Raw genomic sequence first — 15,865 nt, forward strand, 5'->3', positions numbered from 1 at the left:
TAACAATCCTGGAAATGAGAGAACTACAGTTGCTCACCATTACTGGAGATTACGTTTTTGTACCAGTCGAATGAATCCTTTTTGGAACGTTTGAGAGTTCCGTTACCTTCGTCATCCAGATCCACGTAGATGAAACCATAACGTTTGGACATTTCGGAAGTGGACATGCTCACAAGGTCAATCGGGCCCCATGCTGTAAATCCAATCAGATCGACGCCATCTTTGATGGCTTCTTTCATTTGTTCAATGTGTTTTTTCAGGTAATCCACACGATAGGAGTCATGGATCGAACCATCTTCTTCAACACGGTCATATGCACCCAGACCATTTTCTACGATGAACAATGGTTTCTGGTAACGGTCCCAGAAGTTGTTCAAGGTTACGCGCAGACCGATCGGATCGATCTCCCAGCCCCAGTCGGATGCTTCCAGATAAGGGTTTTTCACGCCGCCAGTCAGGTTACCCGATGTTTCTTCCTTGTCTGCGGATGCAGATTTGGTTACGGACATGTAGTAGCTGAAGGAGATGAAATCAACGGTATTGTTCAGCAAGATCTCGTCATCGCCTGCTTCTTTTTGGATCACGATGTCGTTTTCTTCAAAATAACGAGCCATGTAGTTCGGGTACTTACCACGAGCATGCATGTCCGTGAAGAAGAGGTTGATCTGATTCTCGTGTTGAGCCAGACGAACATCTACCGGATTACATGTTGCTGCATAGGTTTCCATACGAGCAAGCATACAACCCACTTGGGAACCAGGGATAATTTCGTGTGCAAGCTTCGTTACCAATGCACTTGCTACAAATTGGTGATGCAGCGCTTGATAAGTGGTTTGCAGCTTGTTGTCCACTTTATCGATCAGAATGCCGCCGCCAGTGTACGGGCTGAACAGCATGACGTTAATTTCATTAAACGTCAGCCAGTATTTCACTTTATTTTTATAACGGTTGAACACCGTTTCTGCATACCGAACATAGTGCTGGATTACTTCACGGCCAGCCCAGCCGTTATATTTTTGCGTCAAGCCAAGCGGTGTCTCATAGTGAGACAATGTAACGAGCGGCTCGATGCCATATTTCAACAATTCGTCGAATACTTCATCATAGAATTTCAAGCCTGCTTCATTTGGCTCTTGATCATAACCGTTCGGGAAAATACGTGCCCAGTGAATGGACAAACGGAATACTTTGAAGCCCATTTCAGCGAACAATGCAATATCTTCTCTAAAGTGATGGTAGAAATCGATACCAAAACGTTTCGGGAAACGTTCTTCGATTTTGCCGGAGAGGATCTCTTCAATTCGGGAAGAGGAGATTTCCATGGCATGTCCGCCTGTACGCTTCTCTTTAGGAACATGAGCGATCATGTCCGCTGTGGAGAGGCCTTTGCCATCCTTATCGAATGCACCCTCCAATTGATTGGCAGCTGTAGCGCCACCCCATAGGAAGTTTTCGGGGAATCCTTTTTTTGCCGTGGTCATGAATAACAACCTCTTTTCGAAATTTATTTTGGTTTTTCCAGGTAAAAAACTGTAATTTAGAGCAGAAAACAAGAAAAACCTAAACTCAAGGTAAAATAGCACCAAAAAAGGAGCTTTCATTTCACCATCAGTTTAGGTTTTGCCTGTCTTCACAGTTACAATCCATCAAAAGATGTTATTGCATATTCTGTTGTATTTGCTCTTGTAATGTAAGCGTAACATATCTATTTTGCAAAATCAACTTCACTGGATCATATGATCGTTCGCACACTCTCACCATCGAAAAAATTAACGCGGCATACGCATAATCGCTGTCCTTAATGCCTGCTCTCCCTCCTCCGTTTCCAGGTAAACAGCGGGACTTTGGTCCCCTAAAGCCGGGATATCTTTCGCCATCCATTCAAAAGCGTACTCCCCCATTTCACACAAAAGCACCCGACTTATATCCGGCGGAATCCCTTGTAATCGCGCTCGTTCTACCCACGCGGGGTCCATCTTTTGTCCAAGTTCTTCGAACAATTCGGAAAATGAGTCCCAGCTTGCCTGATTAAACTCCTTTAAATAGATACCTTTCATACTCATGTAATTTCACTCCCCATATCGCCATTTGTAACCCTGTGGTCCTATCTGACACAATTCATCCTTAAGCCGCTTGAATCCGTTTCTGTAACAGGTAGACTTAATTTTAAATGTTTTTCGGGGGAAAGAACAGTCTAGGAGGATTCAATAATGACTCAGGAAGATAACACATCCGGTTGGGATGCGATTGATCAAACCATGCGTGAATTGTATGGGGAACAAGAGCCAAAACACTATGGCACTGCCCTTCCGTATATGCTCGGAGGTCCCGATCCACTCGATGGCATTAGCGTTTATGAGGTGAACACACCTATGCCTCACTGGCATTTTGTTACCTACGGTTTCTCTGAATTATATGAAAAAGAGATGCAGGATGCGTCCAAGAGCGGGTATGGTTTTGAGCTCACCTTTCGCCTTACACGCAGTGAAGCAGAGACTGCTCCGCCAGCCTGGGCGCTGAATCTGCTACAGAATGTAGGGCGTTACGTGTTCAACAGCGGAAATATCTTTCAGCCAGGAGATTACATGGACGCCAATGGCCCCATCTGTCTGGAATCCGATACTTTGCTGACTGCGCTCTCCTTTATAGAAGACCCGGATCTACCCGCAATCTCTACGCCTAATGGTTCAGTGCAATTTATTCAGATGGTAGGCATTACAGGTCGGGAACTGGAAATGATTCAAAGCTGGAATGCTCGTGGATTCCTGTCTGCCTCCTCCATGTTCATGCCCAAATATGTGACGGATCTGATGAGAAATTCGTACGCAGATATTCCTTCGGTTATACAAGCAGTTGAGCATGGAATAGAACAGGACGGGTCCAGCACAGCGTTTTTATTCATACAACAACTGGCTTGGGAGTCTCCTCGCAAAAAATTGCTGCAAAAATCGGTTCCGGCCAAACTCCAGCTTGGAGCCAAACAAGCCGTATTAGTTGGTACCATCCTTCGTAGCCGAATTTCGAAAGGTGCCTCTCTATCCTTGATCGGACCGGAGACTAATATTCTGTTCGAAGCAGGTGAACAGCCAGCCGTATTGGAATCGGACAGACAAGTTACCCTGACGGTGAACAAACAAATTGTTAATGAGCTGGCAGAGAACCTTCGTCCGGTTGAAGGGACATTCGAGATAACTTCATTGGATCATATTCTCGTTCAGATTGTTAGAACAGAAATCAAGGACCAGGAAGGACACGTCATTCAAACGATTGGATGAGAACATTCTCAAGTTCGATATAGGAACTACCTTTCTATTTAACGACTGTGCAGCAAGGAGGAACAACATGCCTGCCATTAGATTTTCTACAAGACACGAAGAGTCCCCGACTTGTTCGCATGCAGCAGGAACGGCTCCGTTCGACTATTTACCAAAATCCAGTCTGGACAGGCTTCATAAAATCAATCATTTCCTGATTCATGCATTCCAGAACAGTATCTCGGTTATCCAAGAGAATTTAACGGGCACTTATCTTTTTCTACTCGCCGATACCAACGGTGTGCTCCTCTCGATGAATTACAGTTCAGATCTTAAAACTGTAGTAGAACATTCCCCCATTCGTCCGGGCATGTTCTTCACTGCACAGAGCTGTGGAGTTAACGCCATATCTGTAACGATGGACAGCAACGAGCCTGTAGTGCTGCTGCCCGAGCAGCATGAAAGTCCTTTTTTTCAAAGCTGGCATTGTTACGCCGCACCTTTGTTCATGGGATCGCAACATGTAGGTTATCTGGATGTGTCCACCATTAATACAGATATGCAAGGTGAACTGATTGCCATTGCCAAGCTAATTCCAGCGTACATGCAGAACTGTTATCAGAGTCAACAGACTGCTGAAGCGTGCGACAAACCGGCGGTGGAGTTCACCGAGCGTCAGTTAACCATTCTGGAGATGATAGCCGGAGGCCTCACGGTAAAAGCCATTGCTTTGAAATTAAAGATCAAGGAATGCACCGTGAATCATCACAAAAAAGTGATTTTTAACAAATTAGGTGTGCAATCCAGCACAGAAGCTGTTTCAATTGCCAGCCGAATGTCTTATGTATAGAAGACCCCTATAGATTCCTATAGGTAGTATATGGGAACGTTTGTGCTACAATTTAGGAAGCAGGCAACATGTAGAGAGAGAAAAACAAACACACACACACATTTCAGGAGGGTAATATGACAATTCCAAAAAAAGCTTCTTTATTCGCCATGCTTATCATGATTATGCTGGTTGCAGCCGCTTGCGGTGACAAAGCAGATAACACAGCCGCAACAGAAGAGCCTACCCCGACAGAAACAACAACTGGAACTGATTCTAATAAAGCGAATACAGAAGAAACAGAGAACACAGAACCAGCAAGCGAAGAGTCCAAGGAAACTGATAATTCCCAAGACGTTGAACTGGGCACTACGGAAAAAGGTTCTTACACCAATGACTATTTCGGCGTATCTCTGAAATTCCCGGAAGCTTGGGAGTTCCAGGATGCTGCAGGTATGAATGAGCTGACAAGTGCTTCATCCGAAGCGATTGCTGGTGATGATGAAACAAAGAAAAAACAAATTGAACTGTCTCAGACCAAAACATTGAATCTGCTTATGGCTTCAAAGTACCCATTGGACGGAGGTCAAGTTGGCCCTTCCGCTATGGCCATTGCTGAGAAAGTAAGCTTGTTGCAAGGCATCCGTACAGGTAAAGACTACCTGGAAGCAACCAAAAAATTCATGGTGGATAGCCAGTTCCCTTACGATTATAAGGAAATGACAACGGAAACCATCGGTGGAAAAGAGATGGATCTAATGCAAATCACGATGGATCCAGGTGACGGTTCAACCGTTACTCAAGATTACTATAGTACAATTATTGAAGGATATGCTTTCAACTTCATCTTCACTTACATGGATGATAAGACCAAAGCCGAGATTGATACCATCAAAAAATCGGTTCAATTCAAATAATCGCTTTTGATTACTGCCATTATACGAAGAACATATAACTCAACCCCGATAACGATCTAAGGAGATCATCGTCGGGGTTCTTTTGTCGTTGAAAAAGACTATATGTTGCACTATCTAACTAGATATGGCTACCCAGTGCCCTTCCGTGACTTCTACCCACTTGGAATGTTCCAGATTATAACGGTCCTCTACTTCAACATTTTCTCTAGCTGTTTCTTTGACAACATGTCTCTTTTTCTTCGCTTCTACCGCCGGATCAGGCACAGGAATAGCAGACAGTAATGCCTTGGTATAGGCATGTTGCGGGTTGGAATAGAGTTCTTCACTCTCAGCCAACTCCACAATTTTCCCGTTATACATGACAGCCACTCGGTCACTGATATGTTTGACCATGGACAAGTCATGCGCGATGAAGAGATACGTCAAACCTAATCGTTGCTGCAACTCTTCAAGTAGCTGTACGATCTGAGCCTGTATCGATACATCCAGTGCAGACAATGGCTCATCACATACGATGAATTCCGGTTCCACAGCCAGAGCTCGTGCAATACCGATCCGCTGTCTCTGTCCACCCGAGAATTCATGTGGATAACGCTGCGCATGGGTGGGATCAAGACCCACCATCTCCAGCAATTCCTCCACACGCTTCTCCCTCTGAGATGCTGTACCTGCAAGTTGATGAATATCAAGGGCTTCTCCAATGATATCCATAATCCTCATTTTGGGATTCAGAGATGCATAGGGGTCTTGGAAGATGATCTGCATATGTCTGCGCATCGTTTTCATCTCCGAAGCCGACAGACGATTAAGCGGAACTCCCTTAAACAGTACATCTCCACCCGTTGGCTCATGCAATCGTAGAATGGCACGGCCCGTGGTTGATTTTCCGCTACCGGATTCCCCTACAACGCCGAGCGTCTCTCCTTGACGAATATGAAAACTGATATCATTAACAGCCTTTAAGGTGCTACCTTTGCCCAGATTAAAATGTTGTCTGAGTGATTTCACCTCAAGCAACGGCTGATCGTCTTCCAGATCTCTCGGGACCAACGATACCGGTTTTGGCTTTTTCTTCTGATCCAATCGTGGTAATGCATTCAGAAGTCTAATCGTATACGGGTGTTTGGGATTAGCAAAAATCTCTGTTGTAGTCCCGGTTTCCACAATCTGTCCTTCTTTCATAACAACAACCCGATCACACATGCCCGCTACTACGCCCAAATCATGCGTAATCAGGATAATAGATGTGCCCAGTTGGTCCTGCATATCTTTCATCAAATTAAGAATTTGTGCCTGAATCGTAACGTCCAGTGCGGTTGTCGGCTCATCGGCAATGAGCAATTCAGGACGACAAGCAAGTGCAATACCAATCATGACCCGCTGACGCATGCCTCCGGAGAATTCGTGTGGATATTGGTTGTAGCGTATTTCACTACGAGTTATCCCCACCCGCTCCATCATGGCAATCGCCTGTTTCTTGGCTTCCCTTTTGGACACCTTCTGGTGTTTGATCAGACTTTCGGAGATCTGTTTACCCACTTTAATGGTCGGATTAAGAGAACTCATCGGGTCCTGAAAGATCATACCAATATCACGCCCACGAATGCTCTCCATCTCTTTCTGCGTTTTATTGGCCAGGTCGACCCCTTTAAATAGAATCTCTCCCTTTTTCATCTGTGAAGGCGGCGATGCAAGCAGCCTCATAATGGAACGTGCGGTTACGCTTTTTCCGCTGCCCGATTCGCCTACAATGCCCAGCGTCTCGCCTTTTCGCACTTCAAAACTCACTTCTCGCACTGCCTGAAACTCACTCTCTCCGGAGTGAAAAGAGACAGATAGATCATTAACTTTCAGTAAAGGTTCCATGTCATCACCAGCTCTCATCCGTTTTTTCACATTCACTCATCTCATATGTATACCATTTAATTCCTTGACAATTGTTTAGACCCTAAATAATATATACTATATCAATCGGAATAATGCAATTTAAACCTGAATGAAAGGAGGCACGCTTGGTTTGAATCTTGCAGAAGGCAGCAGACTCTCGCGGTTGGTGCACAATTTAAGTTTCATTTATGGCAAAATGCTGCTTCATCCTTCCTACCGATATGTTCTGTTCATTCTTGGATTACCGATCAATCTGGTCGTGTTTCTAATATGGCGTTCGAATCGAAAAAATGACGCCTGGGTAGCTGCCAGGCAGACGGCTGAGCAAGAACTGCTTGCTTCTTCCTACCGGAACAAGCTGAAGTTGGAAGTGGAAGAACAGCTGCGTCGCAAACACCGTTTTTTCCAGCAACAGGTCAGTGAGGAAGAATTCAGACGTCAAACAGAGGAATGGTTGGAAGAAACGGTTCAGAAAGAGTTGAAGGAGCGGACGTCTCGCATACTTCAGGAACAGGGAAGTCAACGTCTTACGATGGCCGATACATTCCACACCCTTATCGACAAACCGTGGTTTTTCGCGATATCGATTATTCCTGGCTGTCTGATGTATGGCATCCTCTTTTTGTATGGAAATCCTTATCTAAAGTACATATTTGAAAGAATACTGATGACGGTATTTGTCATTCTGGGCGTAGCAACACTCGTATTTACGATTTTGTATCTGTCTCCGTTCAACCCGGCAGCTAACATTCTCGGAGAGACAGCAACGCAGGAACAGATTGCAGCATTCAATCAGGTGTATGGCTTGGATCAGCCTTATCTTACACAGCTTTGGAACAATATTAAGGGAGTTGCTCTCTTCGATCTTGGCAAGTCTTTTGCAGGAAATGAAGATGTCACAGCAACGATTGCAAGAAAGTTTCCAATTACATTGACGCTGGCGGTCATCTCCCTGCTGTTAGCACTCGTCATTGCATTACCCATCGGTATTATCTCAGCGATTAAGCCTAATTCATGGTTCGATTATACGTTTATGTTCATCGCTCTGATTGGATTATCGATCCCAAATTTCTGGCAAGGACTTATTTTCATTCTGAACTTTTCGATCAAATTGCAGTGGCTTCCCGCCACCTTCAACCCGCAGAACTGGCTGTCGATCATTATGCCAACCATTGTGCTGGGCACGGGACTAACGGCTGCGGTGGCACGGATGACCCGGTCTTCTACACTGGAAGTCATTCATGAGGATTATGTGATGACCGCCCGCGCCAAGGGGTTAAGCGAACGTCAGGTCATGCTGAAACACGCTGTACGTAATGCATTGATTCCAATCGTAACGGTGGTTGGACTTCAATTCGGAGCCATGCTTGGCGGGGCAGCAGTGACGGAGAAAGTGTTTAATATCAGCGGTCTCGGTAGCTATATTGTGGATAAGCAATTTATCCCCGATATTCCGAGTATCATGGGCGGAGTAATCTACACAGCAATTACGATCTCCATTATCAATGTAGCGGTTGATCTGCTGTACGCTTTTATTGATCCAAGAGTGCGCTCCAAGATGAAACAATATTAAAGTGTGTGTTGAACTACCTCTTAAAGCAGGTGTATTATGACAAACTCGTCCTTAACACAAGAAATGCGTTTCCGGCTTAAGTCTTCTCGAGAATACAGTCAGGCCAGCTTCGCCTGGATCACGTCCCTTCTCTTGACTGCCTTGCTGCTATTCAACAGTTATGACTGGAGCGGGCAGACGTTCAAACCATTTCTGCTAACGATACTTGGGATCTATGTATTCTTCACACTGGTCCAAAGTGTCATCACCCTTCGGATTCGAAAAGACTTGATCCGTACGAGTACGATCTCTACTTTGACCCGCAGGTTAGCCTGGGTTCAGCTACTTGCCATCATTTCTGGCAATATATTTATCGTAACGGCAGCCTTTCATCTGATTCGAAAAGCCAGGAATGTGGAGTACACCTTTGCGGTGTATATGCTGTTAACTCAGCTGTTCGTCATCGGTGTATCCGCGTTAAATGTTTTCAAACCCTATGTGGCTGACAACTTTCTTCCGGCCATGGCGGTGCTCATATTTATTCTGGTCATCGACCTGGTCGTACTGATTATCGTATCCCGATATAACGCGACCTCTATCCTCCCTCGCTGGATGATAGGTGTCAGTGTAATACTGATTCTGACCTCAATCACAGGTAATGTATTTGCCCTATTGCTCGGCATTTCCATTATTGGACGCATTCGCAGACAGGGGAAACAAAAATCAAACTTCTGGAATGATCTGTGGGAGCGACTTGCTCCAAATATGACTGCCATGTCCGGTTTGTTTTTTATCATTTTTCTGTTCTCGATATCGATTTGCAGCTTCTTTACCTTTGATTACAGCATGGCTGTGGAAAATAACTACTCCGCTCTGCTTCAACCCCCTTCCCTTGCGTATCCGTTGGGAACGGACGACTTCGGACGATGTTTATTTTCCCGGATTGTATTTGGTGCCCGGATCTCCTTGATCGTAGGTTGCATGTCGACCATCATTCCTGTGTTGATCGGTGGAGTCCTCGGAGCATTCTCCGGTTTCTACGGAAGGCATACGGATAACATCATCATGCGGCTGCTCGATATTCTCTATGCGATTCCAGGGATTCTGCTCGCCATTGCCATTATTGCGGCGTTTGGAGCCAATACGGTCAATCTCATTCTGGCGCTGAGTCTGGGTTCGATTCCAACGTATGCCCGTACCATGAGAGCCAGTGTGCTCTATGTATCTACTTTTGAATTTGTGGAAGCTGCACGTGCACTGGGGTACAACAATCGTACGATTATTTTCAAACACATTATTCCCAACTCCCTTGCGCCCATGATTATCAAATCCACACTCACGATTGGTGGAGCTGTTATCGCTACCAGCAGTTTGAGTTATCTGGGGCTCGGCGTGGAGCCGCATATTCCGGAATGGGGTAACATTCTGAAGCTCGGCAGTACATACCTGGAAACCCACTCTTATCTGGCGGTTTATCCAGGCTTGGCTATTATTCTGCTGGTTCTTTCGTTTAACTTTCTCGGTGACGGTCTACGTGATGCGCTTGATCCCAAGCTGGAGAAGGCCTAAATGAGTTGTTGAAATGAACGATATAGAAAAAAGAATTCACACATCACACATTCAAGATATGGAGGGTAATCCCATGAAAAAACGTACACTGATCTCATTGCTATTAATTCTCGTCATTGTGATTTCCGGCTGCAGTGTAAAAACGAAAACCGAATCCCAGGCGGAGACCGCACCAGCGGACACAACAGAAACTGCACAAAAACCGGCTGACATTGAACTGCTCGCCATGAGTTCTTCCGAAAATGATGTAAACATTGTCCGCGACCAGCTGACTAAAAACGGCTTCAATGTGAAGCTGAACCTGCAGCCGGATTACGGTAGCTTCAAATCCCAGCAGGATGCAGGGAATTATGACATTGCCTTGTCCAGCTGGACAACGGTAACGGGAAATCCCGATTATGCAGTGCGTTCCCTTTTCAAAACAGGTGGAGATTACAGTATCCTTGCAGATGGGGAACTTGATAAACTCATCGATCAGGCAGCTACTCAAACTCCAGATGAGTACAAAGACACGTACAAACAATTGGAAGATCGCTTGGTAACGGATCAGGCGTATATCGCTCCTTTGTACATTTCCCTGAAAAGTCAGGCTGTGAACAAAGACATTCTGAATGTCGACACCGTTCGTCTCTCCAAATCCCGCGCCATGGCTTGGGAACCGATTGAGTTCAAGGACAGCTCCAAAAATGCCACAGACCCGTTGATTCTGACGCAAAGTGCATCCGTACTGACTTCCCTTGATCCAATCAAAGGAAACGACGGCTCCATCAACCAGTTGAATACCAATATGTATGTACGTCTCGTTAACTTGACAGATGATGATCAGCTGACAGCAGATGGATCACTGTCCCATAACTTCAGTATTGCTGAAGGTAATTCGGACTACTACTTCATTCTCAGAGACGATATCAACTTTGCGAAGATTGATAACAAAAAAGCTGTAGATACAGGAGAACGTGTCGGTGCAGATGATGTGATCTTCTCCCTGGATCGTGCTAAAAATAAAGATTCCGTTCCGGATCACCGGACATACAGTCTGCATGAACACATCAAAGAAGCTGAGGTTGTAACGGATCTGAGTGCATTGCAATCCATCAAACAATCCAGCGGTAACGGCACAATCCTCGAAGCATTGGAACAAGGATTGGGCAGCAAAATTACAGAACTCGTGACGGACAAAACCAAAGCAGATAATAGCGCAGGTAAATATCAGGTCGTTAAACTGACAACAACTGAACCTTTCCCGCAAGTACTGAACTATTTGGCTCACCAATCTGCGGGTATCGTGTCCAAAAAACAGGTGGAGAGCATCAACACATATGATGTAGCTTCCTTTGACGTCAACAAAGATATTCCTTACGGTGACCAGAACACGGTGACTGAAGGCGCAGCATACAATAACACCCTTTATACTAGCGGACCTTATATTTTGTCTTATAAAAATGACTATGAAGGTGTATTCTTAAAAAATCCGGGTTACCGTAAAGGCACGGAAGATGAGCCAAAAATTGCTCAGGTTAACGTCCGATTCATCGCGGATGCAGACAGCGCCCTCTCTGCTCTTCGCAGCAGTGAAATTCACTTATACTACGGTGTACCTGAAACCAAGTATGACATCATCGAAAATGACAGCAAACTGAAACTGCAAAGTCTGCCAAGTAACGCTGTCTCCTATCTGTTGTTCAATACGGCCAATCGTGAAGTCGCCAAGAGCAGTGATCTGAGAAAAGCCGTGCTGTACTCCATTAATCAGGATGAGATTTTGAGTTTCTACAAGAACAACAAACTCAAAGCATACTCTACAGTAAGCCCGCTCGTTCAGACCGGGAATGAATTGAAAGCTGATCCTGCAAAAGTAAAAGAATTCTTGAGTAACTACAACGCCTCCAAGTAAACGCATAACAAAAAAAGGTTGTCACCAGGATCATCTATTTGATCCTGATGGCAGCCTTTTTATTCTTCCAGCACACGGCAATCTGCCAGAACATCGGGATAATTTCGCATGCTGTCCGCATCAGTAATTTTGCGAATAACTTTGCACGGTACGCCTGCTGCAAAAGAATGCGGTGGAATATCACGCGTCACCACGCTACCTGCTCCGATCACACAGCCGTCTCCAATCGTTACGCCCCCGCATACTGTAACGTTTGCCGAGATCCATACATCGTTACCAATCGTGACCGGTTTGGCATAACATAGCGACTTCACATCACCATTCTGGTCCATCATCTGTCTTCGTTCGCTGGCAATCATGGGATGAGTGGGGGTAACAATCGTAACGTTGGGTCCAAAACTGGTATAGTCCCCGATCGTCACTTGCGCGTCGTCTTGTATCGTCAGATTGTAATTACCGAAGAAATGCTCGCCTATCCGGGTATGCACACCATAATGAAAAAAGATGGGACCTTGCATGAATCCACCTTCACCGATCTGCCCCAGTAACTGTTGTAATATCTGATTCCTTTCCTCAGTCTGTTCTTCAAAGGTCTGACTGTAACGCTGACTGAGATTATGGGCTCGCCTTTTGATGGCTTTTAATTCCGGATCACTTGGACTGAACAATACGCCCTTCATGATTCTCTCTTCTTCACGCATTATGAATCCTCCTTTACAAGAGTTAGCTTATAAAATAAAAGCCACAGACATGAACTGTGGGTTATAAGGCTTCTGATAGAATGCCTGACTTCAATGCCTGAAGCACCATTCCTCGTAACCCAGCATCAAAATCATGTTGGAACGAATCCTGATGTACGATCTCGGGCAACGACGGCATGGGGTGATCCTTCCCGTACTGTTTCCACGCCAAATCAAGTTCTTCTCTCTCCACACGTTCCTGATAAATAACAATCTGGTGCGGAGCAACAACAGCATTAATCGTTTGCAAGATATGACATACCTGTACTACAAAATCATCTTTGCTCATGTCACGTTTCCAATCAGGTGAATAAGGAAGATACTTGATCTCACCAAACATCCCGTTTTTCCCACGGATCATCTGTCCATTCAACATCATGCCCATACCCGGCGGGTATCGGTTCGGAAAATAAATTCCCGCTACACTCTGTTCCTTCATATCCGCATGCTGTGTACAGTATCCGCTAATCGCTGCATTAACATCATTCTCCACGAGAACGTTCAGTTGGAACTCGCTCTCGATCTCCCGTATCAGATGTGAGTGGATAAGCTCTTCATGACTGCTCACCGTGATGTCCCCATCTACGGCTTGCCCCGGAATACCGATGCCGATCATATCAATGGCGGGGTACTCCGTAACGAAACGCGCGATAAGTTGCAGCACATGCTGTTTATCGAAAGCAGGCAAAATGCTCTCTTCCTTCAACACAACCTTATTCTCCAGATTCATGACCGTTGCCGAAATCAACTCCTGGCCTTTCATCTCTTTGATGTAAAGAACCAAAGCAAGCTTGAAGTTATAATTATATCGATATGCCTGAGCAGGACGACCGCCGTTAGAGGGAACCACTTTATCCTGGAACAACTCTCCGCCATCACATAATTCCTGGATCAGGGCATTAATGGTCACAACACTAAGATTGGTGAGTGAAGCTAATTGCGGTTTGGTCGCCGTCTCGAGCTGCTGCATGACTTCACGCACATTATTCAGATTGATGTATTTCATCATTGTAGCATTGGCTTTTTTCATAACCCTCTCGTTTCTACTCTGGTTCAATTGAGCCAAAGCAATGGTATGGATGCATTTCACACCATATCATAACATAATGCCTTACCCGAACACATGAGTTCCATCGTGCTGGCAATGGATCGAAATCGGCAGAGCTACTTTGTTCACTCAAACAAATCATCCATCGATTTCACAGGTTTCACTTCCATCGGCTGATTTGACAAGGCCATACTTGCATAGGTACCTGCCCAAATTATAACTGCCATAATAACGTAGACCATCCATACTTACCTCCCTGTTTCATGCGGATTATGATTTTGCGATACTTACCACATGTGACTATTTCTTTAGTTAATAAACAAGCTTTATAAAGTATATTACGTAAGTATGCGAGAATAATGGTTCTTTGTCAATATGATTTAGATTTATCCGAGCCCTTTTCAGTCCAAGGAACATGTGGACAACATGACTACAACAACACGTATTATCTCGATGCTTATAAAAAATAACTGCCGAAAGAATCATTCAACGATTCTTTCGGCAGCCGTTTGTTCAATATACAAGCAGTTTATTTCGAATAGATTCGCTGTACCCCGGGCAATAAGGTCACAACTTGAATACCCAATCCCCATGCAAAATAGACCAAGTGAATGATAGAGACATCCTGAATCCAGTACACCTGCGCCATAATCCAGATGATGAGAGCAAACCCCGTGTACAAGGAAAAAGTCCAAGCCCAATAGCGGTCAGGATAGAGATTCAGTCTCTCACCCAGCCCCCAATGAACGTAGCGGATGAGCGAAATAGCAATCATTGTAGGCATCACGCCAAGAACCAGCACTAGGATGATCCCCGGGAACAAAAAACTGGAAAACGGAGAATTCTCCAACAAAGATGCGGGCAAATTCACCATACTTCCGGATGGGTCGATGATTAAAATGACGCCTCCAACAATCGCCCCAATCCCCAGCATTCCATGCATCAACATGAGTAACCACGATCTGCCTATACGCTGCTTCATCATGAATTTCTCCTTCCGTTCTCTCGTTTCTCAATCTCATATATGGACGATTATGCTCAAGCCCTTTAGTACCATTCTCACACATGCCACGTATTGTTCCTGTGCTTCTTTTCACTATATAGATCTCGAAAATCATTCGTAATGGAAAAACTTGATAAAAGAACGTACGTTCGGTATAATGGGATTATCCTGAATAAGCGAGAGGCAGATATGGACGACAAATTTATTAAGGAATTACGCGAGATTAGTCGGGATGACAGACGAAGATCGGAATTTATGATTCAAGGTTTGAAGGAAACACTGCAAGAACGCAAAGAAGAAGGCATACTCAAGCGCTGGATACGGCGTAAGAAAACAGAGAAAAAAATCTCTCAAAGATTTAATCAAGATCCTCACTCGGATCAAAAGTAACAACATAAAAAGGAGGCGGAATACGCCTCCCTTGCTATTTACATAAGTGAATTATTTAGAATTCATTAGTTGTGACTTAACCCATAAGTTTGCCAAAGCACACATTTATGCTTCTAAATAAATCAAATCCTAGCTGAACTTGGTTCCTCATAAGCTTACTTGCCTCTTGCCAGTTAGCTAAATGAAAAAAGAGCAGCCTGCCATCCTGCAGTCTGCCCCGTGCTTTATGAACTAACGTTTCCCGTTAGCTTATAAGTAAGGGTCTCTATAGCTCTTTTACCATCTTCACAACTTCAATTTCATAATTTAAATGCTTATAGAAATTTACGGCACGAAGGTTATTGTTAAAGACATTCAGTATAAGCTGTCGATAGCCTTTTTGCTTTGACCACTCTTCTGCTTTGGTCATGAGTCCCTTGCCGACCCCTTTTCCTTCTCCTTGTGGAGAAACCGCAATCGCCACAATATAGCCTTGTTCTATATCGTTCAATTTATCTTTATGCGGCTGTACTTCAAGGAAACCCAGTAGCTCTCCTGTTTCATCTTCCGCCACAAAAATCTCCGTACCAGGAGAAAGATTGTCTACTGATTCTTGGGCTAGGCTGAGCTGTGATTCTTCCATTTTGTCTGGATCACGCCAGCTCATCAGCTCAAAGTCCATAAATCGTAAAGCCAGACTTACAATGAAATCTTTATCGGACTCTTGAAAAGCTCTAATCTGCATACACTTACCCCTTATATATAATATAAATTATGGAATACCTGTTCTAATCTTAAAATTA

Annotated in this window: 14 protein-coding genes; 7 read left to right on the forward strand and 7 right to left on the reverse strand. The window is 44.6% G+C overall.

The annotated features are described in order from the left end of the window. Window positions 1-23: 23 nt before the first annotated feature. Together MKY44_RS20780 and MKY44_RS20785 are read right to left on the reverse strand one after the other, a co-directional pair. Window positions 24-1,481 (reverse strand): glycoside hydrolase family 1 protein, encoded by a 1,458-nt coding sequence (locus MKY44_RS20780; protein WP_074096040.1) that lies wholly within the window; start codon window positions 1,479-1,481, stop codon window positions 24-26. 288 nt (window positions 1,482-1,769) lie between these two features. Then, window positions 1,770-2,063, reverse strand: a complete 294-nt coding sequence (locus MKY44_RS20785; protein ID WP_341008399.1) for a hypothetical protein — start codon at window positions 2,061-2,063, stop codon at window positions 1,770-1,772. A gap of 147 nt (window positions 2,064-2,210) precedes the next feature. Here MKY44_RS20785 and MKY44_RS20790 point away from each other — a divergent pair, with 147 nt between their 5' ends. From MKY44_RS20790 to MKY44_RS20800, 3 genes are all read left to right on the forward strand, one after another. Continuing rightward, window positions 2,211-3,275, forward strand: a complete 1,065-nt coding sequence (locus MKY44_RS20790; protein WP_341008400.1) for a suppressor of fused domain protein — start codon at window positions 2,211-2,213, stop codon at window positions 3,273-3,275. Window positions 3,276-3,342: 67 nt separating this feature from the next. Beyond that, entirely contained in the window at window positions 3,343-4,104 is a 762-nt protein-coding gene (locus tag MKY44_RS20795) for a LuxR C-terminal-related transcriptional regulator (protein WP_341008401.1), read from the forward strand. A 116-nt stretch (window positions 4,105-4,220) separates the two neighbouring features. Beyond that, the gene (locus MKY44_RS20800) at window positions 4,221-5,000 is read left to right on the forward strand and encodes a hypothetical protein (protein ID WP_341008403.1); all 780 of its coding nucleotides are present in this window, start codon (window positions 4,221-4,223) and stop codon (window positions 4,998-5,000) included. A 114-nt stretch (window positions 5,001-5,114) separates the two neighbouring features. Here MKY44_RS20800 and MKY44_RS20805 read toward each other — a convergent pair whose 3' ends face one another. Then, the gene (locus MKY44_RS20805) at window positions 5,115-6,866 is read right to left on the reverse strand and encodes an ABC transporter ATP-binding protein (protein WP_341009908.1); all 1,752 of its coding nucleotides are present in this window, start codon (window positions 6,864-6,866) and stop codon (window positions 5,115-5,117) included. 151 nt (window positions 6,867-7,017) lie between these two features. Here MKY44_RS20805 and MKY44_RS20810 point away from each other — a divergent pair, with 151 nt between their 5' ends. The 3 genes from MKY44_RS20810 to MKY44_RS20820 all read left to right on the forward strand — a co-directional run bounded on the left by MKY44_RS20810 (window position 7,018) and on the right by MKY44_RS20820 (window position 11,902). Next, window positions 7,018-8,460, forward strand: a complete 1,443-nt coding sequence (locus MKY44_RS20810) for an ABC transporter permease subunit (protein WP_445670660.1) — start codon at window positions 7,018-7,020, stop codon at window positions 8,458-8,460. A gap of 36 nt (window positions 8,461-8,496) precedes the next feature. Next, a complete protein-coding gene (locus tag MKY44_RS20815; protein WP_341008405.1) occupies window positions 8,497-10,008 on the forward strand; it encodes an ABC transporter permease in 1,512 nt (503 codons plus the stop codon). Between the two features lie 73 nt (window positions 10,009-10,081). Next, complete coding sequence (locus tag MKY44_RS20820) at window positions 10,082-11,902, forward strand: ABC transporter substrate-binding protein (protein ID WP_341008406.1); 1,821 nt, start codon at window positions 10,082-10,084, stop codon at window positions 11,900-11,902. A gap of 59 nt (window positions 11,903-11,961) precedes the next feature. Here MKY44_RS20820 and MKY44_RS20825 read toward each other — a convergent pair whose 3' ends face one another. The 3 genes from MKY44_RS20825 to MKY44_RS20835 form a co-directional block, all read right to left on the reverse strand. Continuing rightward, window positions 11,962-12,603 carry a sugar O-acetyltransferase gene (locus MKY44_RS20825; RefSeq protein WP_341008407.1) on the reverse strand — a complete coding sequence of 214 codons (642 nt, stop codon included), beginning with the start codon at window positions 12,601-12,603 and terminating at the stop codon, window positions 11,962-11,964. A gap of 61 nt (window positions 12,604-12,664) precedes the next feature. Continuing rightward, window positions 12,665-13,672, reverse strand: coding sequence for an ROK family protein (locus tag MKY44_RS20830; RefSeq protein WP_341008408.1), 1,008 nt, complete (start codon window positions 13,670-13,672; stop codon window positions 12,665-12,667). Between the two features lie 547 nt (window positions 13,673-14,219). Further along, window positions 14,220-14,675 carry a hypothetical protein gene (locus MKY44_RS20835; RefSeq protein ID WP_341008410.1) on the reverse strand — a complete coding sequence of 152 codons (456 nt, stop codon included), beginning with the start codon at window positions 14,673-14,675 and terminating at the stop codon, window positions 14,220-14,222. A gap of 207 nt (window positions 14,676-14,882) precedes the next feature. On the opposite strand from MKY44_RS20835, the gene MKY44_RS20840 reads away from it, so the two are divergent. Then, complete coding sequence (locus tag MKY44_RS20840; RefSeq protein WP_026080945.1) at window positions 14,883-15,083, forward strand: hypothetical protein; 201 nt, start codon at window positions 14,883-14,885, stop codon at window positions 15,081-15,083. Between the two features lie 265 nt (window positions 15,084-15,348). On the opposite strand, the gene MKY44_RS20845 is transcribed toward MKY44_RS20840, so the two are convergent. Beyond that, entirely contained in the window at window positions 15,349-15,807 is a 459-nt protein-coding gene (locus MKY44_RS20845) for a GNAT family N-acetyltransferase (RefSeq protein ID WP_076252813.1), read from the reverse strand. Between the last annotated feature and the right edge of the window lie 58 nt (window positions 15,808-15,865).

It is taken from the genome of Paenibacillus sp. FSL R7-0026 (assembly GCF_038004485.1).
GTDB lineage: Bacteria > Bacillota > Bacilli > Paenibacillales > Paenibacillaceae > Paenibacillus > Paenibacillus xylanexedens_A.

Excerpts from the sequence above, each read along its gene's own strand:
- MKY44_RS20840 (WP_026080945.1), top strand. The coding sequence starts at position 14,883 with ATGGACGACAAATTTATTAAGGAATTACGCGAGATTAGTCGGGATGAC.
- MKY44_RS20845 (WP_076252813.1), bottom strand. The coding sequence starts at position 15,807 with ATGCAGATTAGAGCTTTTCAAGAGTCCGATAAAGATTTCATTGTAAGT.
- MKY44_RS20815 (WP_341008405.1), top strand. The coding sequence starts at position 8,497 with ATGACAAACTCGTCCTTAACACAAGAAATGCGTTTCCGGCTTAAGTCT.
- MKY44_RS20800 (WP_341008403.1), top strand. The coding sequence starts at position 4,221 with ATGACAATTCCAAAAAAAGCTTCTTTATTCGCCATGCTTATCATGATT.
- MKY44_RS20805 (WP_341009908.1), bottom strand. The coding sequence starts at position 6,866 with ATGGAACCTTTACTGAAAGTTAATGATCTATCTGTCTCTTTTCACTCC.
- MKY44_RS20780 (WP_074096040.1), bottom strand. The coding sequence starts at position 1,481 with ATGACCACGGCAAAAAAAGGATTCCCCGAAAACTTCCTATGGGGTGGC.
- MKY44_RS20835 (WP_341008410.1), bottom strand. The coding sequence starts at position 14,675 with ATGATGAAGCAGCGTATAGGCAGATCGTGGTTACTCATGTTGATGCAT.
- MKY44_RS20785 (WP_341008399.1), bottom strand. The coding sequence starts at position 2,063 with ATGAGTATGAAAGGTATCTATTTAAAGGAGTTTAATCAGGCAAGCTGG.
- MKY44_RS20795 (WP_341008401.1), top strand. The coding sequence starts at position 3,343 with ATGCCTGCCATTAGATTTTCTACAAGACACGAAGAGTCCCCGACTTGT.
- MKY44_RS20830 (WP_341008408.1), bottom strand. The coding sequence starts at position 13,672 with ATGAAAAAAGCCAATGCTACAATGATGAAATACATCAATCTGAATAAT.
- MKY44_RS20790 (WP_341008400.1), top strand. The coding sequence starts at position 2,211 with ATGACTCAGGAAGATAACACATCCGGTTGGGATGCGATTGATCAAACC.
- MKY44_RS20820 (WP_341008406.1), top strand. The coding sequence starts at position 10,082 with ATGAAAAAACGTACACTGATCTCATTGCTATTAATTCTCGTCATTGTG.
- MKY44_RS20825 (WP_341008407.1), bottom strand. The coding sequence starts at position 12,603 with ATGCGTGAAGAAGAGAGAATCATGAAGGGCGTATTGTTCAGTCCAAGT.